This window comes from Allobosea sp. LjRoot9, assembly GCF_964252745.1.
In the GTDB taxonomy this organism is placed as follows: Bacteria; Pseudomonadota; Alphaproteobacteria; order Rhizobiales; family Beijerinckiaceae; genus Allobosea.
Genome location: NZ_CAXUPC020000002.1, coordinates 921,595 through 943,062, shown reverse-complemented (window position 1 = coordinate 943,062; position 21,468 = coordinate 921,595). Strand labels below are relative to the sequence as shown.

Annotated in this window: 20 protein-coding genes and 1 pseudogene; 15 read left to right on the top strand and 6 right to left on the bottom strand. The window is 65.6% G+C overall.

Annotated features, from left to right (window positions below; all coding sequences use genetic code 11):
• Positions 1-18: 18 nt before the first annotated feature.
• The 4 genes from ACSQ3P_RS13040 to ACSQ3P_RS13025 are packed head-to-tail and all read right to left on the bottom strand — an operon-like array spanning position 19 to position 3,803.
• The gene (locus tag ACSQ3P_RS13040) at positions 19-822 is read right to left on the bottom strand and encodes an ABC transporter permease (protein WP_436165958.1); all 804 of its coding nucleotides are present in this window, start codon (positions 820-822) and stop codon (positions 19-21) included.
• The gene (locus tag ACSQ3P_RS13035) at positions 819-1,670 is read right to left on the bottom strand and encodes an ABC transporter permease (protein ID WP_310158803.1); all 852 of its coding nucleotides are present in this window, start codon (positions 1,668-1,670) and stop codon (positions 819-821) included. Before ACSQ3P_RS13035 ends, ACSQ3P_RS13040 begins: the two co-directional genes overlap by 4 nt.
• Positions 1,667-2,749 (bottom strand): ABC transporter ATP-binding protein, encoded by a 1,083-nt coding sequence (locus ACSQ3P_RS13030; protein WP_436165957.1) that lies wholly within the window; start codon positions 2,747-2,749, stop codon positions 1,667-1,669. The genes ACSQ3P_RS13035 and ACSQ3P_RS13030 overlap by 4 nt, the downstream gene beginning before the upstream one ends.
• Positions 2,750-2,777: 28 nt before the next feature.
• Positions 2,778-3,803, bottom strand: a complete 1,026-nt coding sequence (locus ACSQ3P_RS13025; RefSeq protein ID WP_436165956.1) for an ABC transporter substrate-binding protein — start codon at positions 3,801-3,803, stop codon at positions 2,778-2,780.
• Positions 3,804-4,038: 235 nt separating this feature from the next.
• Here ACSQ3P_RS13025 and ACSQ3P_RS13020 point away from each other — a divergent pair, with 235 nt between their 5' ends.
• The gene (locus ACSQ3P_RS13020) at positions 4,039-4,578 is read left to right on the top strand and encodes a MarR family winged helix-turn-helix transcriptional regulator (protein WP_436165955.1); all 540 of its coding nucleotides are present in this window, start codon (positions 4,039-4,041) and stop codon (positions 4,576-4,578) included.
• Between the two features lie 144 nt (positions 4,579-4,722).
• Here the strand turns inward: ACSQ3P_RS13020 and ACSQ3P_RS13015 are convergent, their stop codons facing one another.
• Together ACSQ3P_RS13015 and ACSQ3P_RS13010 are read right to left on the bottom strand one after the other, a co-directional pair.
• Positions 4,723-5,490 (bottom strand): SDR family oxidoreductase, encoded by a 768-nt coding sequence (locus ACSQ3P_RS13015; RefSeq protein WP_436165954.1) that lies wholly within the window; start codon positions 5,488-5,490, stop codon positions 4,723-4,725.
• An 11-nt stretch (positions 5,491-5,501) separates the two neighbouring features.
• Positions 5,502-6,701, bottom strand: a complete 1,200-nt coding sequence (locus ACSQ3P_RS13010) for a mandelate racemase/muconate lactonizing enzyme family protein (RefSeq protein ID WP_436165953.1) — start codon at positions 6,699-6,701, stop codon at positions 5,502-5,504.
• Between the two features lie 207 nt (positions 6,702-6,908).
• On the opposite strand from ACSQ3P_RS13010, the gene ACSQ3P_RS13005 reads away from it, so the two are divergent.
• The 14 genes and pseudogenes from ACSQ3P_RS13005 (at position 6,909) to ACSQ3P_RS12940 (ending at position 21,295) form a co-directional block, all read left to right on the top strand.
• The gene (locus tag ACSQ3P_RS13005) at positions 6,909-7,670 is read left to right on the top strand and encodes a GntR family transcriptional regulator (protein WP_436165952.1); all 762 of its coding nucleotides are present in this window, start codon (positions 6,909-6,911) and stop codon (positions 7,668-7,670) included.
• Positions 7,671-7,729: 59 nt separating this feature from the next.
• Entirely contained in the window at positions 7,730-8,710 is a 981-nt protein-coding gene (locus tag ACSQ3P_RS13000; RefSeq protein WP_436165951.1) for a 2-hydroxyacid dehydrogenase, read from the top strand.
• A 96-nt stretch (positions 8,711-8,806) separates the two neighbouring features.
• On the top strand, positions 8,807-9,610 hold the full coding sequence (locus tag ACSQ3P_RS12995; protein ID WP_436165950.1) for a transporter substrate-binding domain-containing protein: 804 nt from the start codon (positions 8,807-8,809) through the stop codon (positions 9,608-9,610).
• A 223-nt stretch (positions 9,611-9,833) separates the two neighbouring features.
• Positions 9,834-10,493 carry an amino acid ABC transporter permease gene (locus tag ACSQ3P_RS12990; RefSeq protein ID WP_436166253.1) on the top strand — a complete coding sequence of 220 codons (660 nt, stop codon included), beginning with the start codon at positions 9,834-9,836 and terminating at the stop codon, positions 10,491-10,493.
• On the top strand, positions 10,493-11,146 hold the full coding sequence (locus tag ACSQ3P_RS12985) for an amino acid ABC transporter permease (RefSeq protein ID WP_092174762.1): 654 nt from the start codon (positions 10,493-10,495) through the stop codon (positions 11,144-11,146). The genes ACSQ3P_RS12990 and ACSQ3P_RS12985 overlap by 1 nt, the downstream gene beginning before the upstream one ends.
• Entirely contained in the window at positions 11,127-11,858 is a 732-nt protein-coding gene (locus ACSQ3P_RS12980; protein WP_436165949.1) for an amino acid ABC transporter ATP-binding protein, read from the top strand. Before ACSQ3P_RS12985 ends, ACSQ3P_RS12980 begins: the two co-directional genes overlap by 20 nt.
• A gap of 523 nt (positions 11,859-12,381) precedes the next feature.
• The gene (locus ACSQ3P_RS12975; RefSeq protein WP_436165948.1) at positions 12,382-13,614 is read left to right on the top strand and encodes an ABC transporter substrate-binding protein; all 1,233 of its coding nucleotides are present in this window, start codon (positions 12,382-12,384) and stop codon (positions 13,612-13,614) included.
• A 4-nt stretch (positions 13,615-13,618) separates the two neighbouring features.
• Positions 13,619-14,569: a carbohydrate ABC transporter permease gene (locus ACSQ3P_RS12970; protein ID WP_436165947.1), complete on the top strand. Its 951-nt coding sequence runs from the start codon at positions 13,619-13,621 to the stop codon at positions 14,567-14,569.
• A complete protein-coding gene (locus ACSQ3P_RS12965; RefSeq protein ID WP_436165946.1) occupies positions 14,569-15,396 on the top strand; it encodes a carbohydrate ABC transporter permease in 828 nt (275 codons plus the stop codon). Before ACSQ3P_RS12970 ends, ACSQ3P_RS12965 begins: the two co-directional genes overlap by 1 nt.
• A 13-nt stretch (positions 15,397-15,409) precedes the next feature.
• Positions 15,410-16,597, top strand: a complete 1,188-nt coding sequence (locus ACSQ3P_RS12960; RefSeq protein WP_436165945.1) for an ABC transporter ATP-binding protein — start codon at positions 15,410-15,412, stop codon at positions 16,595-16,597.
• A 14-nt stretch (positions 16,598-16,611) separates the two neighbouring features.
• A complete protein-coding gene (locus ACSQ3P_RS12955) occupies positions 16,612-17,643 on the top strand; it encodes an L-idonate 5-dehydrogenase (RefSeq protein WP_436165944.1) in 1,032 nt (343 codons plus the stop codon).
• Positions 17,644-17,904: 261 nt separating this feature from the next.
• Positions 17,905-18,081, top strand: a pseudogene (locus ACSQ3P_RS12950) (heavy-metal-associated domain-containing protein); the annotation flags it as partial.
• Between the two features lie 726 nt (positions 18,082-18,807).
• Positions 18,808-20,958 (top strand): heavy metal translocating P-type ATPase, encoded by a 2,151-nt coding sequence (locus ACSQ3P_RS12945; RefSeq protein WP_436166252.1) that lies wholly within the window; start codon positions 18,808-18,810, stop codon positions 20,956-20,958.
• Between the two features lie 64 nt (positions 20,959-21,022).
• Positions 21,023-21,295, top strand: coding sequence for a heavy-metal-associated domain-containing protein (locus tag ACSQ3P_RS12940; RefSeq protein WP_310158740.1), 273 nt, complete (start codon positions 21,023-21,025; stop codon positions 21,293-21,295).
• Positions 21,296-21,468: the final 173 nt, after the last annotated feature.

Sequence of the window (21,468 nt, the reverse complement as noted above, 5' to 3'; positions counted from 1 at the left end):
GGTCTTTTCAACTCGTGTTCAGACGAAGCGATGGAAGCCGAAGCGGCGCTCGGCGATGAGCAGGATGATGCCGGTGGCGGCGATGAGCAGCGTCGAGACGGCGGCGACGCTCGGGTCGATCCCCATCTCGACCGAGGAGAAGATCAGCACCGGCAGCGTCGTCTGGTTGGCGCTGATCAGGAAGATCGTCACCGGGACATTGTCGAGCGAGGTGATGAAGGCGAAGAGCGCGCCGGCCACGAGGCCGGGCAGGATCAGCGGCAAGGTCACGAGCCGGAAGGCCTCGAAGCCGTTCGCGCCGAGCACGCGCGCGGCCTCCTCGACGGCGAGGTCGAGCCCTGAAAGGCTCGCCAGTGCCGAGCGCACGATATAGGGCACGGTGATGACGACATGGGCCATCAGCAGGCCGAACAGGCTGCCGCGCAGCCCGGTCAGGCTGTAATATTGCAGCAGCGCGACGCCGATCACGACTGCCGGCAGGACGAGCGGAGCCATCAGCACGGAGGTGATCGCCTCCGATCCCGGCAGCGCCTTGCGGAACAGCGCATAGGCGGCCGCGACCCCGAGCACGAGCGAGATCACCGTGGAGCCGCAAGCCAGGATCAGGCTCATCCGGATCGCCGAGAGATAGCTCGGGTCGCTCAGCACCTTGCCGAACCAGGCGAGCGTCAATCCTTGCGGCGGGATGGTGAGATAGGAGGTCGTGCTGAAGGCGGCCAGCACGACCACGATCACCGGAATCTGCAGGACGACGATGACGGCGAAGGCCGCCATGGTCACGGCCGAACCCGGCCGGTCGTCGCTGTCGCTGGCGCTCGTCATGCCATGCCCGCCCAGCGCTTGGTCAGCCGGCTCGACAGCCAGATCACGCCGATCGCCATCGCGGTCAGCGCGAAGGAGAGCGCCGAGCCGCTCGGCCAGTCGAGAAGCTGCATGTATTCGTCATAGATCAGCGTCGCCATGACCTTGTAGGTCGGCCCGCCCAGCATGCGCGGCGTCACCAAGGCGCTGATCGTCAGCACGAAGACCAGGATCGAGCCGGCGAGAATGCCTGGCGCCGAGAGCGGCAGCGTCACCGCGGCGAAGACGTGCAGGCGGCTGGAGCCCAGCGTCGCGGCCGCCGCCTCGACATCGCGGGGCACGTTGCGGATCGCCGCGACCAGCATCAGCACCATGAAGGGCAGGTAGATATGGGTCAGCCCGATCATCAATCCGGTCAGGTTGAACATCAGCTTCAACGGCGTGGCGATCAGCCCGAGCTGGATCAGCAGGTTGTTGACGAGCCCGCGATTGGACAGCAGCGCGATCCAGCCGAAGGAGCGCACCACGAGGTTGAGCATCATCGGGAAGATCACGAGCAGGATCAGCGGCACGCGCCAGCGCTCCGGCCCGCGCGCAATCAGGAAGGCGAGGGGATAGCCGAGCAGCAGGCAAGCCAGCGTGACGAAGAGCCCGAGCCCCAGCGTGCGCCAGATCACCTCGCGATAGTAATCATCGGTGACGATGCGGGTGTAGTTCTCCAGCGTCCAGACGCCCGGCGCGATGCCCGTTCCCGGCGCGTATTCCCGGAAGCTCGTCGGCAGCATCATCAGCACGGGCAGCAGGAAGAAGCCCGCCAGCACCAGCGCGAGCGGCGCCAGCAGCATCAGCCCGTGTCGGGGCGCGATCATGCGGCCGCTCCCTCTGAGGCCATCGCGAAGACGGAGCCTGCATCGATCACAAGCGACACCGGAGTGCCGGGGTCGAGCGCCGAATCCGGGCCGCTGGACGTGGTCTCGGCGATCAGCTCGACGCCCTCAGTGAGCTTGACGACATATTGCACGCGCGCGCCGCTGAAGGAGCGCAGGGCGACCGTGCCGGCCAGCGCATCGGGCTCGGGCTGACCGCTTCGCAGCCGGATCGCCTCCTGGCGAATGACCACATCGACCCTGGCGCCCACGGCTGCGTCGATATGGGCCGCCTGCAGGGTGAGACCGGTGCCCAGCTGCAAGCTGCCGCCCTGGCCGTTGCGCGTTGCGACTGTACCCTGGAGCCGGTTCGGCCTGCCGATGAAGCTCGCGACAAAGCCGGTGGCGGGCCGGTGATAGATGTCTTCCGGCGTCGCGAATTGCTGCATCACGCCCTTGGCCATCACGCAGACGCGGTCCGACATGGAGAGCGCTTCGCCCTGGTCGTGGGTGACGAAGAGCGTGGTGATGCCGAGCCCGCGCTGCAGGCGCTTCAATTCGATCTGCATCTCGTCGCGCAATTGCGCGTCGAGATTGGAGAGCGGCTCGTCGAAGAGCAGCACGCGCGGCTGCGGCGCGATGGCGCGTGCGATCGCGACGCGCTGCTGCTGGCCGCCCGAGAGCTGGCGCGGAAAACGCTCGCCATAGGCGTCCAGCCTGACGCGGGTGAGCGCTTCCTTGACGCGCCGGTCGAGCTCCGCGCCGGAGACCTTGCGGCGGCGCAGGCCGAAAGCGACGTTCTCGAAGACGGTGAGATGAGGAAACAGCGCATAGGACTGGAAGACGAGCCCCAGACCTCGCTTGTTGGGTGGCAGCGCCGTGACGTCGTCGGAACCGATCAGGATGCGGCCGCGGCTTGGTGCGACGAGCCCTGCGACCATGCGCAGGATCGTCGTCTTGCCGCAGCCGGACGGTCCCAGCAGCGAGACGAACTCGCCTTCCGCGATCGTCAGCGAGACCTCCCTGACGACCTCGGCCTCGCCATAGGACTTGCCCAGCCGCTCGAAGCTCAGCGCGCTCACCGGCTGCTCTCCTCTGTCCGCGCCAAGCTCAGCGCGCCACCTCGCGCTGCCAGCGGCGCGTCCAGTTCGCGCTGTTCTTGGCGATGATCTCGGGGTCGATGAACCAGGCCTTCTCCAGGCTCTCGCCATTGGGGACGATCTTCTGGAGCTTGTCGGAGAGCTTCACCTTCGTGTTGACCGCGCCGATATAGGCTCGCTCCGAGAAGCAGCCCTGACCCTCGGCCGAAAGGATCTGGTCGAGGAATTTATGCGCCAGCTCCGATTTGGCCGTGCCCTTGGGGATGATCACTGCCGGCAGGATCCCGACCGCGCCTTCCTTGGGATAGGCGACGGCGAGCGACAGGCCCTTGTCGATGGCGACGCCGGCGCGGTCGGGATACCAGGGCGCGATGGCGATCTCCTCGCGCTCGAACAGCGAGAGCAACTGGTCGGCCTGGGTGTAGAGCACGGCCGAGCCCTTCGCGATCGGCTTGATCGCCTCGATGCCGGGATCGATGTTCTCCAGCGTGCCGCCCTTGAGCTTGTTCAGTGCCAGCAGGTAGTGCAGGCCTGCGGTGCCGCTGATGTCGCCGATCGCGTATTTGCCTGTGTAGGCCGGGTCGGCGATGTCGAGCCAGGAGGTTGGCGGCGTCTTGACGAGCTTTGGATTGTAGACGAGCGCGGTCGCGCCCACCATGGCGACGACATAGGCGTCGTCCTTGCCCCAGGCCGAGGCGATGACGTCGCCGGCATTCTTGAGCTTCTTGCGGTCGATGATCTCGTTGAGCTTCTCGCCCTGGGTCTGGGCGGCCAGCGAGTTGTCGATATAGACGATGTCCATGTCGGGCTTGCCGGCGGTGGCGCGGATCGCGGCGGCGAATTGCGATGAATTGCCGAGCTTGAGCGAGACGGTGGCCCCCGTCGCCTTCTCGAAGGCGGCGACATGGCAGGCTTTGACGTTGTCGGCGAAGGAGCCGCCGAAGGAGCCGACGACGAGTTCCTCGGCCCGGGCGGCGAGCGAGAAGCCGGCGCAGATGATGGCGGTGGCGGTCGCGAAGCAGAACTTGTGGCGCATGGTTGCAGGTCCCCGTCTGTTGCGTGGCGCCAACCGCTGTTCCGCGGCTTCTCGGCGCGAAGGGCAGGGCCTTTCGCCCGCCATTCCAGGGGAGCATGGCATGGCTCAATTTATCTTTCAAGAAAGATAAATGAAAGATACCTTGGACGCCTCAAACCCTTGCAATCGCCCTTGCGGCGCGGCGCGCATCATGGTCGGAAGGGCAGGATCAGGAGGCGGGATCAGGAGGATCGGCATGCGCAACGACGCCCAGCGACGTATCGAGACCGAAGAGCCGGTTGCGCTCTGGGAGAGCGATCGCGTCGGCGCGGGCATGCAGCGCTGGCGCCGCGAGTTCCCCGAGATCGACTGCTCGGGCAAGGCCGTGGTCGGTCGCCTGCTGCATCTGCACGAGGTCTTCCTGACGGCGGTCAACCGCACGCTGGCGAAACACCGCCTGAAATATCCCGCCTTCGCCGTGCTCGCGACCTTGCGCGTCGAGGGCGAACCCTACCGGATGTCGCCCAAGGCCCTGCTCGACTCGCTGATCCTGACCTCGGGCGGCCTGTCGAACCTGCTGCGCAAGCTGGAGAAGGCCGGCCATATCCGCCGCATGGCCGACGAGACGGATGGGCGCGGCGTCATCGTCGAATTGACCGAAGCGGGCCGCCGCCTGGTCGAGCCGGCAATGCGCGACCATGCCGAGACGGAGCGCAGATTGCTCAGCGCTCTCTCGGCGGAGGAGCAGAGCGCGACCGCCCGCGCTCTGGGACAGATGATGCTCGGCGCGCCATAGGGCGGCCGGTCGCGTCCTCTAGCCCGTCATTGCGAACGAAGTGAAGCAATCCAGGGAGACGTGGGGCGCAGCCCTCTGGATTGCTTCGTCGCTACGCTCCTCGCAATGACGGCCGGGGTTCGAGCCCAGAGGCCCTAACAGCCTCTAGAGGACCGACGACATCCCGCCATCGACATAGATGATCTGGCCGTTGACGTAGTTCGAGGCTTCGGAGGCCAGGAAGACGGCGGTGCCGACGAGTTCCCCAGGCTTGCCCCAGCGCTTGGCCGGGGTGCGGCCCTTGACCCAGGCGTCGAAGCTCGGATTGTCGATCAAGGCTTGGTTCATGTCGGTGATCATGTAGCCGGGCCCGATCGCATTGGCCTGGATGCCGTGCTCTGCCCATTCCGCCGCCATGGCCCGCGTCAGCATCTTGATGCCGCCCTTGGCGACCGTGTAGGGCGCGACCGTGGCGCGGGCGAGTTCGCTGGTCAGCGAGCCGATATTGATGACCTTGCCGTGGCCGCGCGCGATCATCCGCTTGGCAGCCTCGCGCCCGATCATGAAGGCCGAGGTCAGGTTGGTGTCGATCACGCGCTGCCAGTCGGCCGTGGCGAGCTCGACCATCGGCTTGCGGAACTGGATGCCGGCATTGTTGACGAGGATGTCGACCGCGATGCCCGCCGTGTCGAAGGCCTCGAAAGCGCGCAGGATCTCGGCCTCGTCGGTGACGTTGAAGGGGGCAGGCTCGGCCTGATGGCCGAGCGCACGAAACTCCGCCACGGTCTCGGCGACACGCGCCGGGTCCGTGCCGTTGATCAGGATGCGCGCGCCGGCGACGGCCAGTCCTTCCGCCATGGCGCGGCCGAGCCCGCGCGACGAGCCGGTGACGAGAGCGGTCTTGCCGCTGAGGTCGAAGAGAGGATTGCTCATCGCGGCCATCCTTACAGGCTGGTGCGGCGGACGGTGAGGTCCGAACGCTCGAAGACGGCGGGCAGGAGTTCGACGCCGAGGCCGACGCCCTCCATCGGCAGGACATAGCCGTCCTTGATCACCGGCATGGTGGTGACGAGCTCGTTGTACCAGCCGGTATAGAAGGCGCGCACCGATTCCTGGATCAGCGTGTTGGGCTGGCTGAAGGAGGCGTGGATGGCGGCGATGAAGCCGACTGGGCCGATGCAGTCATGCGGCGCGAAGGGGCGGTGATAGGTTTCCGCCATCGCCGCGATCTTGCGGCCTTCGGTCAGGCCGCCGGTCCAGCACAGATCGGCCATGACGATGTGCATGGCGTCGCGGTCGAGCATGTCCTTATAGGGGAAGCGCGAACCCAGGGTCTCGCTGGCGCAGACGGACACCGTGGTCGAGCGGGCGTATTCGGCCAGCGCCTGCGGCGAGTTCATCCGGATCGGATCCTCGTACCAGGTCGGGCTGTATTGCTCGAGCTCGCGGGCGATCTTGATCGCAGTCGGCAGGTTCCAGAGCGAGTGGAACTCGACCATGATCTCGATCTTGTCGCCGACGGCCTTGCGGATCTTCTCGAAGGGCTCGACCGCCTTCTTCATCTGCGCGGGCGTGATGTAGAGGCCCTGGTTCTCGATCGCGGGCGGGTCGAACGGCCAGATCTTCATCGCCGTGATGCCGCTTTCGAGCAGGCTCTCGGCGACTGCGTCGGCGCGGTTCATGAAACCGTCGAGATCCTCATAAGGACCTTCCGTCTCGCCGAGATTCCAGGTCGAGACCGGCTTGATGTTGTGCGAGCGGACATAGTTGTAGCCGGCGCAGGTGTTGTAGATGCGCTGCTTGTCGCGGCAGAGGCCGCCGAGCATCTGGTGCACCGGCTGGCCGCAGACCTTGCCGAAGACATCCCAGAGCGCGATGTCGACGGCCGAGGTTGCGCGGGATTCGACGCCGGTCGAGGCCTGCGCCATCGGCAAGTTCGACATCTCGCGATGCAGCGCCTCGATATGCAGCGGGTTCTTGCCCAGAAGCCGCATGGCGAGCGTGTCGTGCAGGTGGGATTCGACCGCGCCGGCGCCGTAGAAGGTCTCACCGAGCCCGATCACGCCGGCGTCGGTATGCACGCGCACCCACAGGACATTGGCGAACTCCTCGGTCCGCAGCGTTTCGATGGCGGTGATCTTCAAGGCCTGCCTCCCATGGCGGCTGGCGTTCTTCGCCGGCTTGCGCAGGGGAACGCCTTGGTTGATTGTCGTGTCGACCATAGCTCCAAGTGGAGGCATCAGGTCAAAGCAGGGCGACCATAGGAGCGCTTGTAAAATATCACAACATGTTTATGGTCGATGCCAAGATGGAGCCGCACCAATGAGCTCCACGGCGGAGGAGATGCGAGTATGGCCAAGCGCGCGAGTCGGCCGGCCCTGATCGAGGTGGGAGAAGCCGGCGCTCCGCCGCGCCGCAACCGCGTCAATCTGTTCGAACTGGCCTATCACCGCATCGAGGAATTGCTGGTGAAGTGCGAGCTCGCGCCCGGGCGCTTCCTCGCCATGCAGGATCTCCAGGACATGACTGGTTTCGGCCGGACGCCGGTCCATCACGCGGTGAACCGTCTCGCCGCCGACACGCTGATCATCATCCGCCCGCGTCACGGCCTGCAGATCGCGCCGATCGACCTTGCCCGCGAGCGCGTGCTTTTACATCTGCGCCGCGATATCGAGCGCTTCGTCATCAGGCTCGCCGCCGAACGCGCCGGACCCTCGCACCGCAACCAGATGCTGCATATGGAGCGTTTGCTGCGCGAGAAGCGCAATGGCTTGACGCTTGCCGAGTTCAACACGCTCGACCGCCGCATCGATCAGATGGTGCTGGCCGCCGCCGGCGAGCCCTTCCTGGAGCATACGCTGCGGCCGCTCCACACCATCTTCCGCCGCATCGGCTTCATCCATCACAGCTACATGGTCGAGAAGACGAATCTCGACGGCACGATCGACCATCATCTTGCCGTGCTCAACGCTGTCGCCACCAAGCATGTCGACCGCGCGGTCGCGGCCTCGGATGCGCTGATCGCCTTCGTCGACGGCATGTTCGACGAGATGGAGAGCCGGATCGACCCTTCTCTCCTGGATTGCAGCATCGAGCCCCTGCTCGGCGCCTGAACCGCAAGAAGCCCCTGAAACCCGACAAGTCCCTGAAACACGAAAAGTCCTGCCCGCCCATGCGCATCATCTTCCACGGCGAGAACGCCGCCTCCTTCAGCAGCGGTTTCGCCGACCTCGTCGGCCCGCAGGCCGATATCCGCATCCTGCCGGATGTCCTCGGCGTTGGCGCCGATGAGCGCGCTTATGCCGATGCCGATGTCATCATCGGCACGAAGTTCGGTGCCAGCCTGCCGGTTCCGTCGCGGTTGAAGCTCTTCCATGTGCCCGGCGCCGGCTATGACGCGGTCGATCTCGGCCTGCTCCCGGCCTCGGCGAGCGTCTGCAACTGCTTCGGCCATGAGCAGGCGATCGCCGAATATGTGATGAGCGCATTGCTTGCCCGCAGCATTCCGCTCGCGGATGCCGACCAGCGTCTGCGCCGGGGCGACTGGGCCTATTGGGCGGGCTCTCCCGAGCGCGTTCATGGTGAGATCGCGGGCAAGACCATCGGCCTGCTCGGCTTCGGTCATATCGGCAAGGCGATCGCAAGGCGCGCCAAGGCCTTCGAGATGAACGTCCATGTCGCCAATCGCAGCGCCGTGGCGACCTCGGATCTCGTCGATCGCGCCTTCACGCTCGACCGGCTCGATGCGTTCTGGGGCTCGGCCGACGCCATCATCGTCTCGGTGCCGTTGACTGAGGAGACCAAGGGTATCGTCGGGGCCGCAGCCTTCGCGGCGATGAAGCCGGACGCCGTAGTCGTCAATGTCGGGCGGGGCCCGACCATCGACGAGACGGCGCTGTTCGAGGCGCTCAAGGCTGGCCGGATCGGCGGTGCGATCATCGACACATGGTATCAGTATCCCGGCCCGGATCAGGCCGAAATCTTGCCGTCGAAACAACCTTTCCACGAGCTTTCAAACGTTTTAATGACGCCGCACATGTCCGGCTGGACCAGCGGAACCATCCGCCGCCGCCAGCAGACCATGGCCGACAACATCAAGCGGTGCTTCTCCGGCCACTCGCTCGAGAATGTCGTGAGAGCAAGGATGTCGTGAGAGAAGGACGTTCCGCGACCTGACGATCAAGCAACCGGCCGAACGAAGCCGGGGCAAAAAGCAAACCCATCCGCGAAGCCCAAGGAAACGCAACCAATGAACCTGATGAAACATCTCAAGGTCGCCGGGACGCTGCTCGCGCTCGGCGCCGGCATGCTTGCCGCAAGCCAGGCCTCGGCCCAGACGATCACCGACATCATCAAGCGCGGCTCGGTCAAGATCGGCGTGCTGATCGGCGCCCCGCCCTACGGCTCCGTCGACTCGCAGGGCAATGCGATCGGCTACGATGCCGATGTCATCGCGCTGATCGGCAAATATCTCGGCGTCAAGGTCGAGATGGTGCAGCTCACCCCGCCGGCCCGCATTCCGGCGCTGGAAGCCAACAAGGTCGACTTCCTCGTCGCCACGCTGGCGCCGACGCCCGAGCGCGCCAAGGCGGTGATGTTCTCCATCCCCTACAGCGCCTTCCAGACCGGCATCTACGCCAAGAAGAACGTCGCCATCAAAACCTGGGACGACCTCAAGGGCAAGAAGGTCGGCGTCAATCGCGGCTCCAGCGTCGAGCGCGAATTCACCAGCCGCGAGAAGGAGCTGAACCTCACCATCCTGCGCTTTGAGGACGACGCCACCACCATGCAGGCGCTGTTCTCCGGCCAGGTCGAGGCGATCGCCGGTCCCGACGCCCAGGCCAACGCTGCCATGAAGGCGCGCGGCGAGACCGAGACCGAGCTCAAATTCGTCTTCGGCATGCAGCCCAACTCGATGACCATGCGCAAGGACGCCTATGAGCTGCGCCAGTGGCTCAACAACTTCATCTACTACGTCAAGCAGAACGGCGAGCTGAACACGATTTCCGAGAAGTGGGTCGGCGGCCCGCTGCCGGCGCTCCCGACCTTCTGATCCGCTTGACCCGAATGCCGGCGCGCTGCCTCGTATAGCGTGCCGGCAATCCTCGATCTCGGGAACATGGCGCGAAAAGCGGGAACCGGTTTTCGCACAGGCCATGCTCTGTTTTTCCTGACGGTCACGCTTGTCGCGATCGGACGATTTTGTCCGGTTGCGGCGTGATCGCTGCCGAAGGAGCGCGCGGTTGCTCTTCCAAGACGTCATTTCCAAATGGCCCATGATCCTGAACGGGGTCATGCTCACCATCGCGCTGTCCTTCGTCGCGATCGCGCTCGGCCTTGTGCTGGCGACGCTGATGAGCGCGCTACGCAGCCTCGCGGATAGCTGGGCCGGCTACATCGTCGACGCCTATGTCGAGCTGATGCGCAACACACCCTTCCTGGTGCAGCTCTTCATGATCTTCTTCGGGCTGCCCCAGATCGGCATCCGCATGAACGGCCTCGAAGCCTCCATGCTGGCGATGACGCTCAACCTCGCCGCCTACGCGACCGAGATCATCCGCGCCGGCGTCGACTCGATCCACAAATCGCAGATCGAGGCCGGGCTGGCGCTGGCGATGAGCCGGCGCCAGGTCTTCCAATATGTCGTGCTACAGCCCGCCTTCGCCCGCGTCTGGCCGGCGCTGTCGAGCCAGTTCGTGCTGATGATGCTCGCCTCCAGCATCTGCTCCTTCGTCTCGGTGCAGGAGCTTTCGGGCACGGCCGCGATCATCGAGCAGGACACGTTCCGCAGCTTCGAGACCTACATCATCGTCACCGTGATCTACCTCGTGCTGGCGCTCTCGCTGAAGCTCTTCCTGAACTGGCTTGGCCGCAGGATCTTTCCCCAGGTCTCCGGGCTCGCCCGTGTCACCGAAGCGCATGGGGAGGCAGCCTGATGCAGACCTTCGGTTGGCCCGAGGCCTATTTCATCCTCCGCGCCGCGAGCTGGACAATAGCGCTCACCGCCATCGCCTTCGTCATCGGCGGCATCTTCGGCGGCGTTCTCGCCATCATGCGGCTGTCGCGGGTGAAGCTGCTGCGCCGCTTCGCCGCCGGCTACATCCTGGTGATCCAGTCCATTCCCGTGCTCATGGTGCTGTTCATGAGCTATTACGGGCTCTCGGCAGTCGGCATCGAGTTGCCGCCCTTCCTTGCAGCCTCCGCCTCGCTGGCGATCTACGTCTCGGCCTATCTCGCCGAGATCTGGCGTGGCTCGATCGAATCCGTGCCGCGCCAGCAATGGGAGGCCTCGGCCTCGCTGGCGCTGACGCGCGGCCAGCAATACCGCTACATCATCCTGCCCCAGGCCGCGCGCATCTCGCTGCCACCGACGGTCGGCTTCCTCGTCCAGCTCGTGAAGAACACCTCGATCGTCCAGGTCGTCGGCTTCGTCGACCTGATGCGGGCCGGCATGCTGGTCAACAATGCGACCTATCAGGCCTTCCAGATCTTCACCCTGGTGGGAGCGATCTACTTCGCCATCTGCTTCCCGCTTTCCAGGCTCAGCCGACATCTCGAAAAGGTGATGAATGCCAGCCGTAGTCATTGACGACGTCTACAAGAAGTTCGGCGCGCTCGAGGTCCTGAAAGGCGTCTCGCTCAGCGTCGACACAGGCCAGGTCGTTGCGATCATCGGCCGCTCCGGCTCGGGCAAGAGCACGCTGCTGCGCTGCATCAACGGGCTCGAGGTCTTCCATGCCGGCCGCATCGAGGTCGCTGGCCACACTGTCGACCAGGACCCCAAGCGCCTGCGCGAATTGCGCAAGGATGTCGGCATCGTCTTCCAGAGCTACAACCTCTTCCCGCATCTGACTGTCGGGCAGAACATCATGCTCTCGCCGCGCATCACCCAGGGTGTCTCGACGGCCGAGGCGATGACGCTGGCGCGCGACGTGCTGGCGCAGGTCGGCCTCTCCGAAAAGTTCGACAGCTATCCCGACAATCTCTCGGGTGGGCAGCAGCAGCGCGTCGCCATCGCCCGTTCGCTGGCGATGCGTCCGAAGGTGATGCTGTTCGACGAGGTCACCTCGGCGCTCGATCCGGAGCTGACGGGCGAGGTGCTGCTGGTGATGGAGAAGCTCGCCAAGGGCGGCATGACCATGCTGTTGGTAACGCATGAAATGAATTTCGCCCGCACCGTGGCGAGCACGACGGTGTTCATGCACCAGGGCAAGATCTGGGAAAGCGGACCGTCGAAGACGTTGTTCGCGGATCCGCAGACGCCGGAGCTGCGCAACTTCGTCAGCGCCGGCGCGCATTGAAGCGTCTTCGAGCGAAGTGGACACCGGTTCGCGTGAAGAAAGCGCGTTAAGACAAGGGTCTGGAGCGATTGAACGATCCAACCGGATCGGAAATTGCCCCAGACCGTCATTGCGAACGAAGTGACGCAATCCAAGGTGACGTGGGACACAGCCCGCTGGATTGCTTCGCCGCCATGCTCTTCGTGATGACGGTGGGCTGGCTCATATTGTAAAATATCACAATATGTCTATCATCGCTCGCGACGGAACCAGGCTTAAGAAGTTCCGAAGCGGAGGAAAGTCAGACGGCATGCCCCGGAGAGAATTCGGGGGCACCGAGTGGAGCGAGCGCTCCATCCCACCTTCGCTGGCTGGAGATGCGGCCTGTCGTCCGGGCTGGAATTCATGGATCGAGCGGGCAGCGGCATTTGGAATGCCGCTTGACGTGGAGAGAGACAAAAATCCGCGGCTGAGCGAGCTGCTTCAACCATCGCGACCTGGAAAACCGGGCGCTTTCGCCCTTTGGGCCTATCGGAGGAACGCCATGACTGGGATTTCGAGACGCACATTGCTGCAGGCTGCATCGGGCGCCGCGGCCATGAACGTGACGCGCAGCTTCGCGCAGGCCAAGGAGACGGTGACCTTCGCGGCCGCGACCTTTGCGGAAGCCGGCCGGGGCGACAAGCTGAAGGCCTGGATCGAGAAGTTCAACGCCTCGCAGGACAAGGTCGAGGTGCAGCCGGTCGCGATCCCGTTCTCCCAGCTCGCCAATACCGTCTTCACGCAGATGGGCGGCGGCGGCGGGCCGGACCTCGTGCGCTTCGACCAGACCGACTTTTTCGCGGCCCTCCCCGCTAAGCGGATCCTGCCGATCGACGACATCGTCGATGCGAGCAAGTACACCTTCCAGGCTCCGGACAAATTCCTCAATGTCGAGGGCAAGCGCTATGGCGTCGTGTTCGAGCTGGCCAACTACCAGCTCATCTACAATCCGGCGCTGCTGAAGGGCGGCGAGCCGCCGAAGACCTTCCCTGAGTTCCTCGCCGCGGCGAAGGAGGCGACGGGCAAGGGCCAGTTCGGCTATGCCTTCCGCGCGACGATGCCCGAGCGTTCCGGCTTCTGGCAGGACCTGACGAACTACGTCTACGGCTTCGGCGGCAACTGGGCCGACGGCAAGCAACTCACCGTCAACAGCCCCAAGGTCGTCGAGGCCATCACCGCCTACAAGCAGGTCTACGATGCCGGCGTGATCCCGAAGGGCGCCGATGCGGCGACCTATCGGCGCATGTTCTGGGAAGGCAAGATCGCCATGAACATCGACAATGGCGGTGTCGCCGGCATCTTCGCCGCGCAGAACCCGAACCTGAAGTTCGCGGCCGCGCCCTCGCCCTTCCCGAACCGCCAGCAGGGCCTGATCCTGACCGCACTGTCGGTCAACGCCAACACCAAGAACAAGAAAGCCTGCGGCGTCTTCATCAACTGGATGTTGCAGCAGGCCGCGCAGTCCGAGCTGCAGGGTATCCTCGGCGCCGCGAGCGTCGCGACCCCGGTCGAGCGGCCGAAGGCGGATCTGGAGCGTTCGCCCTGGCTCGGCGTCTATGACGCGCAAACACCCTACGCGCTGCCGCAACTCGTGCTCGGCTTCGAGACCAAGACGCTTGAAATCCAGCAGGTTGTCGTTGAGCAGGTGCTGAAGATCCTGGTCGGCAACGCCGATGTCCAGAAGACGCTGGACGAGGCGCAGTCGCTGGCGCTGAAGCGCATCGAGCGGCAGTGAAGCGATGACCGACGCCGCCAAGCTCGGCACCGCGATGGCCGGCCGCTCCCCGCGAAGCGGGGCGCGAGACCGGGAGAGTCGCTGGACGCCTTATCTCTTCATCGCGCCGGTCGCGCTTTATCTGGCGGTGTTCCAGGGCTATCCGCTGCTGAGCGAATTCGTGCTCAGCTTCACCCAGACCTCGCTGCTGGCGCCGCAGGATGCCCGCTATGTCGGCCTGCGCAATTATCACGACCTCGCAACCTCCAGCGATTTCGCCTCGGTGCTCTGGATCACGGCGCTCTATACGGTCGCCTGCGTCGTCTGCGCGATCGCGCTGGGTCTCGGGGCGGCGCTGCTGCTCGACCGGCCGTTCCGCGGGCGCGGGCTGGCGCGAGCCCTCGTCACCGTGCCCTGGGCGGCGCCGCCCGTGGCCGTCGCCACTATCTTCGCCTGGATGCTCAACGCCCAATACGGCATCTTCAACCACGTCCTGAAGCTGATGGACTTCGAGATCGGCTATGAGAGCTGGCTCGACAATCCCAAGCTCGCCATGCCGGCGATCCTGTTCACCACGGTCTGGCAGATCTTCCCCTTTGCCTCGGTCGTGCTGCTCGCGGCTCTGCAGGGCGTCTCGGAGGAGGTGCGGGAAGCGGCGACGATGGACGGGGCGGACCGGCTCAGCGTCTTCAAGGTTGCCGTCTGGCCGACGATCCAGCCGACCGTCGCGCTGCTCGCGCTTTTCGTCACGATCTGGTCGCTGCGCCGCTTCGACCTAATCTGGGTGATGACGCAGGGCGGGCCGATCGGCGCGACCAAGACGCTCGTCATCGAACTCTATACGCGCGGCTTCGTCACCCGCGAGCTCGGTGAGGCCGCCGCGGTCGGCATGATCGGTCTCACGATCGCCCTCGTCGTGACCTTCGTCTACTTCTGGTACACGCAGCGCACCGAGCGCGCGCAGGGGCGCCGCTGATGAGATCGCCTGCCTCCCACGCCGTGCGCATGGCGCTGATCATGGTGCTGCTCAGCGCCGCGCTGTTCCCGATCTACTGGATGGTGGTCACCTCGCTGACCTCCTCGGCGAACCTCTTCGCCGACCGGCCGCAGGCGCTCCCCGACCCGAGCCAGGCGTTCAACTACGCCGAGACCTTCGCCAAGACGAGCGTGCTGCTCTGGCTGAGGAACAGCGCCATCGTCGCGGTCGGCACGATGGTGCTGTCGATCCTGCTGGCGATCCTGCCGGCCTATGCGCTGTCGCGCTTCAAATTCCGCGGCAAGGGCCTGCTTGGCTTCGTGCTCTTCGCCACGCAGATGCTGCCGGAGGCGATGCTGGTCGTGCCGCTCTACGCGATCTTCGCCAAGCTCCTGCTGCTCGACACGCTTGGCGGGCTGATCCTCGCCAATGCCGCCTTCACGGTCCCGGTCATCACCTGGATTCTGAAGGGCGCGATCGACGGCGTGCCGATCGAGATCGAGGAGGCGGCGCGCATCGACGGCTGCTCGCGCATCGACATCGTGCTCGGCATCGTCCTGCCGGTGGTGGCGCCGACGCTTGCCGCGGCATCGGTGATCGCGTTCTTCCACGGCTGGAACGAGTACGTCTTTGCGCAGACGCTGGTGCTGAGCCAGGAGCTGCGCACCGCTTCGGTCGGCCTCGCCAGCTTCGTCGGCGAGCTTTCGACCCCGATCCACACCGTCATGGCCATCGGCGTGATGTACACGCTGCCGGCCGTCGCCTTTTACCTGATGGTCCAGCGCTATGTCGTCGCCGGCATGACTGCTGGCAGCGTCAAGGGCTGAGAAAGAAACATAAATGGCCTCGATCACGCTCAACCACGTCGCCAAGCATTTCGGCAACAAGGTCGCGATCTCCGACATCGACATGAAGGTCGAGGACGGCGAGTTCCTTGTACTGCTCGGGCCCTCCGGCTGCGGCAAGTCCACGCTGCTGCGGATGCTGGCCGGCCTGGAGACCGCAACCAGCGGTGAAATCCATGTCGGCGGTCGGCGTGTCGACCAATTGCCGCCCAGCGCCCGCGACATGGCCTTCGTCTTCCAGTCCTATGCGCTCTATCCGCATATGAGCGTGCGACGGAACATCGCCTTCCCGCTGATCATGCGGCAGTTCAAATGGTGGTTCCACATCCCGCTCCTGGGCGGGCTTGCCAAGCGCCGCATCGAGCGCTCGCCGGCCGTCAGCGAACTCGTCGAGAAGACGGCGCGGACGCTCTCCCTGACCGAGATGCTCGACCGCTACCCGCGCACGCTCTCGGGCGGGCAACGCCAGCGCGTCGCGCTGGGGCGCGCCATGGTGCGCCAGCCCGAGGTCTTCCTGATGGACGAGCCGCTCTCCAATCTCGACGCCAAGCTGCGCTCGGCGATGCGGGCGGAAATCACGCGCCTGCACCAGCGCGTCGGCGGCACCTTCGTCTATGTCACGCATGATCAGGTCGAGGCCATGACCATGGGCACGCGCATCGCCCTGATGCGCGACGGCGTGATCCAGCAATTCGGCACGCCGCGCGAGATCTACACCTCGCCCGCCAATACCTATGTCGCGCGCTTCATCGGCACCCCGCCGATGAACCTGATCGAGGGCCGCATCGATGCCGGCATGATCAAGCTCGGCGAGGCGACCCTGGCTTTGCCGCATGCGCTGGCGGCGGCCGGTCGCAGCACCGGGCGTGACCCGGTCCTGCTCGGCATCCGGCCCAACGCGCTGACGCTGGCTGCGCCCGACGGGCAGGGCCAGCTCGCCGGCACGGTCAGCCTCGTCGAGCATGTCGGCGCGGAATCGGTCGTCGCGGTCAAGCTGAGCCATGCGGCGACCGTCCATGACGAGGAAGGCGCGGTGGCGGGCGAGATCATGATCACCACGCAAGGCTATAGCGAGCTCAAACCCGGCGACCCGGTTTCGGTCGTGCCGGATCTCTCCGAGGCCGTGCTGTTCTCCCGCAGCACGGGCGAGCGGCTGCGCGCCGGCCTCGCTTTGGCGGCTTGAAGGAGGCCATCCCGATGAAAGGCGTCATCATTCACGCTCCTCGCGATCTCAGGATCGAGGATATCGCGGTCGTTGCGCCTGAAGCCGGCCAGGTCCGCATCCGCATTGCCGCGGGCGGCATTTGCGGGTCGGATCTGCATTACTACCAGCATGGCGGCTTCGGCACGGTGCGGATCAAGCAGCCCATGGCGCTCGGGCACGAGATCGCCGGTGTGATCGAGGAGATCGGCGAGGGCGTCTCGCACCTCGTTCCCGGCATGCGCGTCGCGGTCAATCCGAGCCAGCCCTGCAATGCCTGCCGCTATTGCCATGAAGGCATGCGCCATGAATGCCTGAACATGCAGTTCATCGGCAGCGCGATGCGCTTCCCCCATGCCCAGGGCGGTTTCCGGCAAAGCCTGACCGTCAACGCCTATCAGGCGGTGCCGGTCGGCGACACTGTCAGCATGGGCGAAGCCGCGATGGCCGAGCCTTTCGCCGTCTGCCTGCATGCCGGCAAGCAGGCTGGATCGCTGCTTGGCAAGCGCGTGCTGGTGACGGGCTGCGGGCCGATCGGCGCGCTCTGCGTCGTGGTCGCGCGCCTGGGCGGGGCGGCCCAGATCCTCGCGACCGATGTCGCGGATGCGCCCCTAGTGACGGCCCGGGCTCTAGGAGCCACGCAGGCCGTCAACATCGCGGCGCAGCCTGAAGCGCTCGGGGCCTATGCCGCCGACAAAGGCACCTTCGACGTCCTGTTCGAAGCTTCGGGCAATGGCCGCGCCTTGGCCGGCGCGCTCGATGCCATGCGCCCTGGCGGCGTCATCGTGCAGGTCGGTCTCGGCGGCGACATGACCCTGCCGATGAACCTCATCGTCGCCAGGGAACTGCGCCTGCACGGCACCTTCCGCTTCGATGCCGAATTCCAGCTCGCCGTCGATCTGATGAGCAATGGCCTCGTCGATCTGAAGCCGCTGGTCAGCGCCACCTTGCCGTTCGAGCGTGCGGTCGAGGCCTTCGAACTCGCGGCGGACCGCTCGCGCGCGATGAAAGTGCAACTGGCGTTCTAGAGCAGTTTCCGATCCAATTGGATCGGAAACTGCTCCAGCCTTTTGTTTTGACGCGTTTTCTTCACGCGAACCGGCGTCCACTTCGCTCGAAAACGCTCTGAGGTCCAACTCCGGGACGGTGCGATCGCTGACCTTGAGCCGGCCTGTGATCGCGCCGCCTTTCCCAGAGCGAAGAAAATCCCGCATAGCCTGCAAAATACCCCTTGAACCTCTAGTGACTAGAGCAATTAAGCTCGTCATCACTGGTCAAGGAGATCTCTGATGACGCTGCCCGCGGAAGCCCTCAAGGGACTGGAATCGCAGTCGAAATCCATCACCTGGAAGGTCGATGGCATGGATTGCGGCAGCTGCGCCTCGACCATCCGGACCGCGCTCGAAAAGCTGCCGGGCGTCTCCGACATCAAGATTTCGGTGACCAAGGAGACGCTGAGCTTGGCCTTGGCGGAGGGAACCACGACTGCGGACGCCATCGAGGCGCGCGTGAAGCGGCTGGGCTTCGGGCCGACATTGCAGGCCGCCAAGGCAAAGCCGGCAGAGGCCCGCAGCCACGACCATCATGTCCACAGCGATCCTGGCCAAGACCATGCTGGCCATGAGCATCACGACCATTCGCATGGCAAGCATGACCATGCGGCGGCAGTGCACGCCGGGGCCGAGCATGACCACTCGGCCTGCGGCCATGACCACCACGCTCATGACCACGCTGTGCCGGTTCAGAAGCAGGCCGAAAAGCATGCGCATGACCACTCTGCTTGTGGACATGACCACGACGCTCATGACCACAAGGCTCATGACCATGCGCCCGTGCAAGCTGCCGCGGATGAATGTGGCTGCGGCCATGACCATGCTGCGCCGGCTCCCAAGCCTGCCGAACAGCATGCGCACGACCATTCCGCCTGCGGACATGATCACCACGCTCACGACCACGCCGCTCATGGCCATGCGCCGGTGCAAGCTGCCGTGGATGAGTGCGGCTGCGGCCATGACCATGCTGCGCCGGCTCCCAAGCCTGCCGAACAGCATGCGCACGACCATTCCGCCTGCGGACATGATCACGGCCATGATCACCGCGGCCACGATCACGCCCATGCTCATGCCCACTCCGCTGCAAACCGGGCTGCCGAGGTCGTCGCGGCCGATGCTCTGAGCTGGAAAGTCGCCGGCATGGATTGCGGCAGCTGCGCCGCGACCATCCGGACGGCTCTGGAAAAGATGCCGGGGGTCAGCGATCTCAGGATCTCGATCACCAACGAGACCTTGTCCTTGCGCCTCGGCGCGGGCAGCAGCGGGGTCGCAGCGATCGATACTCAGCTCAGCCGGCTCGGCTACAAGCCGACGCTGCTCACTGTGCCCTCGACCGTGAGCGAGGCCGCCCCGGTTGCGGCTCCCGAGGCGCCGCGCCGCTGGTGGACGACGTCGAAGGGCAGGGTGGCGATCACGGCCGGCCTGCTTCTTGCTGCCGCCTATGCCGTCGGTCTGGTGTTCCCGCAGGCCTCCTTCGCGGTCTTCGCGCTCGCGACGGTGATTGCCGTCGCGCCGATCGCAAAGCGTGCCGTGATGGCCGCGCTTGCAGGCGCGCCCTTCACCATCGAGATGCTGATGACGATCGCCGCCGCCGGCGCGCTCTTCATCGGGGCGATCGAGGAGGCAGCCGTCGTGGTCTTCCTCTTCGCCGTCGGCGAGGTGCTCGAAGGCGTTGCTGCCAACAAGGCGCGCTCCGGCATTCGCGCGCTTGCGGCGCTCGTGCCCAAGACGGCTTTGCTCGATGACGGCGGCAGCGTGCGCGAAGTCGCCGCCGCCTCGCTGCGGATCGGACAGATCGCGCTGGTGCGGCCGGGCGACCGTGTCCCGGCCGATGGCAGCGTGGTCGCCGGTTTCTCCAGCGTCGATGAATCGCCGATCACCGGCGAATCCATGCCCAAGGGCAAGGAGCCGGGCGCTGCGATCTTCGCCGGCTCGATCAACCAGGAAGCGGCGCTGCGCATCAAGGTCGAGCGTGCGCCGGAGGACAACACCATCGCCCGCATCGTGGCGCTGGTCGAGGAGGCGCAGGACGCCAAGGCCCCGACCGAGCGCTTCATCGATCGCTTCTCGCGCATCTACATGCCTTGCATCGTCGGCCTGTCGCTGCTCGTGGCGGTGCTGCCGCCGCTGTTTGCCGGTGCGGAATGGTCGGTCTGGATCTATCGCGGCCTGACGCTGCTGCTGATCGGCTGCCCCTGCGCGCTGGTCATCTCGGTGCCGGCGGCGATCGCCTCCAGCCTGTCGATGGCGGCCAGGCGCGGCCTGCTGGTCAAGGGCGGCGCGGTGGTCGAGGCGCTGGCCCGCACCCAGATCGTCGCCTTCGACAAGACGGGCACCTTGACCTGGGGCCGGCCGGTCGTGACCGACATCGTGCCGGGTGCTGCCAATGCCGGCCGCCTGCTGGCACTGGCTGGCGCAGTCGAGCGCGAATCCAGCCACCCGCTGGCGGAGGCCATCGTGGCGCGGGCGCAGGACGACCGGGCTGCCAAGCTCGTGGTCTCGGCCACGCGCGCTATTCCCGGCAAGGGCATGGAAGCGTTCTTGGGCGAAACACCGATCTTCATCGGGGCGCCGCGCTTCGCGGCTGAGCGGGCGGCGCTGCCCACCGAGATGGCTGATCGGATCGCAGCACTGGAGGCACAGGGCAAGACCGTCGTGGTCGTGCTCGAGGGCGAGATCGTCGCAGGGGTGATCGCCCTGCGCGACGAGCCGCGCCCGGACGCCCGCGCCGCAATTGCGGAGCTCAAGGCGCTCGGCCTGCGCGCGGTCATGCTGACGGGCGACAACCGCCGCACCGGCGAAGCCATCGGCGGCCAGCTCGGCATCGAGGTCCAGGCCGAGATGATGCCCGAGGCCAAGGTCGAGGCCGTGCGCGCCTTGCGGCAGGCGGGTCATGTCGTGATGGTCGGCGACGGCATCAACGATGCGCCGGCGCTCGCTGCAGCCGATGCCGGCATCGCCATGGGCTCGGGCACGGATGTCGCCATCGAGGCCGCCGACGCTGCCTTGCTGAAGAGCCGCGTCGGCGATGTCGTCAGGCTGATCCGGCTGTCGCGCGCGACCATGGCCAATATCCGCCAGAACATCGTCATCGCGCTCGGGCTGAAGCTGCTCTTCCTCGTCACCACGATCATCGGCGCGACCGGGCTCTGGATCGCGGTCCTGGCGGATACGGGGGCGACGGTTCTTGTCACGCTCAACGCGCTGAGGTTGCTGGGTTTCTTCAAGGGCGAGGACAGCCCGCAGGCCACTGCTCCCGCCAATCGAAATTTTTCGCCGGAACACGCTTGACCTTCCCATCAGGGCAAGGCGCAGCCTGATCTCACCATCAGCCAAACCACAAAGGACGCTTCTCATGTGTTCATGCAGCCAACATGCGGCCCCCACCACGACAGAGACCGGCGCGACGCCGGATCAGGCGGTGATCCTCCTCGTCGACGACATGACCTGCGGCCACTGCGCCGGCACGATCAAGGGCGCGATCGAGCAGGCGCTGCCGGGTTCCTCCGTCACCGCCGACCCTGCCTCCAAGCGTGTCACCATTACCGGCGCCAGCGACAGCGCCGCGATCCAGGCGATCGTAACCAAGGCCGGCTATACGCCGCTGCTGGCAGGCGCTTCTGCCTGAAATCCGCCAGACGCTGCCTGAATCTCGGGCGTCGGCGGGAAATTCCATACAATACGGGGCCCCAGGCTGGGTCTCGAATTGCGACAAGGTGGATGGCTCCCGCGATTGAGCCGTCCGCGAAAACGAGCGGGCCGGCCCGGCAAGGCATGCGGGAGCGCTATCGTAGCTTAATG

Coding starts and splice junctions, on each gene's coding strand:
- ACSQ3P_RS13040 (WP_436165958.1), bottom strand. CDS start 822: ATGACGAGCGCCAGCGACAGCGACGACCGGCCGGGTTCGGCCGTGACC.
- ACSQ3P_RS13035 (WP_310158803.1), bottom strand. CDS start 1,670: ATGATCGCGCCCCGACACGGGCTGATGCTGCTGGCGCCGCTCGCGCTG.
- ACSQ3P_RS13025 (WP_436165956.1), bottom strand. CDS start 3,803: ATGCGCCACAAGTTCTGCTTCGCGACCGCCACCGCCATCATCTGCGCC.
- ACSQ3P_RS13020 (WP_436165955.1), top strand. CDS start 4,039: ATGCGCAACGACGCCCAGCGACGTATCGAGACCGAAGAGCCGGTTGCG.
- ACSQ3P_RS13015 (WP_436165954.1), bottom strand. CDS start 5,490: ATGAGCAATCCTCTCTTCGACCTCAGCGGCAAGACCGCTCTCGTCACC.
- ACSQ3P_RS13005 (WP_436165952.1), top strand. CDS start 6,909: ATGGCCAAGCGCGCGAGTCGGCCGGCCCTGATCGAGGTGGGAGAAGCC.
- ACSQ3P_RS13000 (WP_436165951.1), top strand. CDS start 7,730: ATGCGCATCATCTTCCACGGCGAGAACGCCGCCTCCTTCAGCAGCGGT.
- ACSQ3P_RS12995 (WP_436165950.1), top strand. CDS start 8,807: ATGAACCTGATGAAACATCTCAAGGTCGCCGGGACGCTGCTCGCGCTC.
- ACSQ3P_RS12990 (WP_436166253.1), top strand. CDS start 9,834: ATGATCCTGAACGGGGTCATGCTCACCATCGCGCTGTCCTTCGTCGCG.
- ACSQ3P_RS12985 (WP_092174762.1), top strand. CDS start 10,493: ATGCAGACCTTCGGTTGGCCCGAGGCCTATTTCATCCTCCGCGCCGCG.
- ACSQ3P_RS12980 (WP_436165949.1), top strand. CDS start 11,127: ATGCCAGCCGTAGTCATTGACGACGTCTACAAGAAGTTCGGCGCGCTC.
- ACSQ3P_RS12975 (WP_436165948.1), top strand. CDS start 12,382: ATGACTGGGATTTCGAGACGCACATTGCTGCAGGCTGCATCGGGCGCC.
- ACSQ3P_RS12970 (WP_436165947.1), top strand. CDS start 13,619: ATGACCGACGCCGCCAAGCTCGGCACCGCGATGGCCGGCCGCTCCCCG.
- ACSQ3P_RS12965 (WP_436165946.1), top strand. CDS start 14,569: ATGAGATCGCCTGCCTCCCACGCCGTGCGCATGGCGCTGATCATGGTG.
- ACSQ3P_RS12960 (WP_436165945.1), top strand. CDS start 15,410: ATGGCCTCGATCACGCTCAACCACGTCGCCAAGCATTTCGGCAACAAG.
- ACSQ3P_RS12955 (WP_436165944.1), top strand. CDS start 16,612: ATGAAAGGCGTCATCATTCACGCTCCTCGCGATCTCAGGATCGAGGAT.
- ACSQ3P_RS12945 (WP_436166252.1), top strand. CDS start 18,808: ATGGATTGCGGCAGCTGCGCCGCGACCATCCGGACGGCTCTGGAAAAG.
- ACSQ3P_RS12940 (WP_310158740.1), top strand. CDS start 21,023: ATGTGTTCATGCAGCCAACATGCGGCCCCCACCACGACAGAGACCGGC.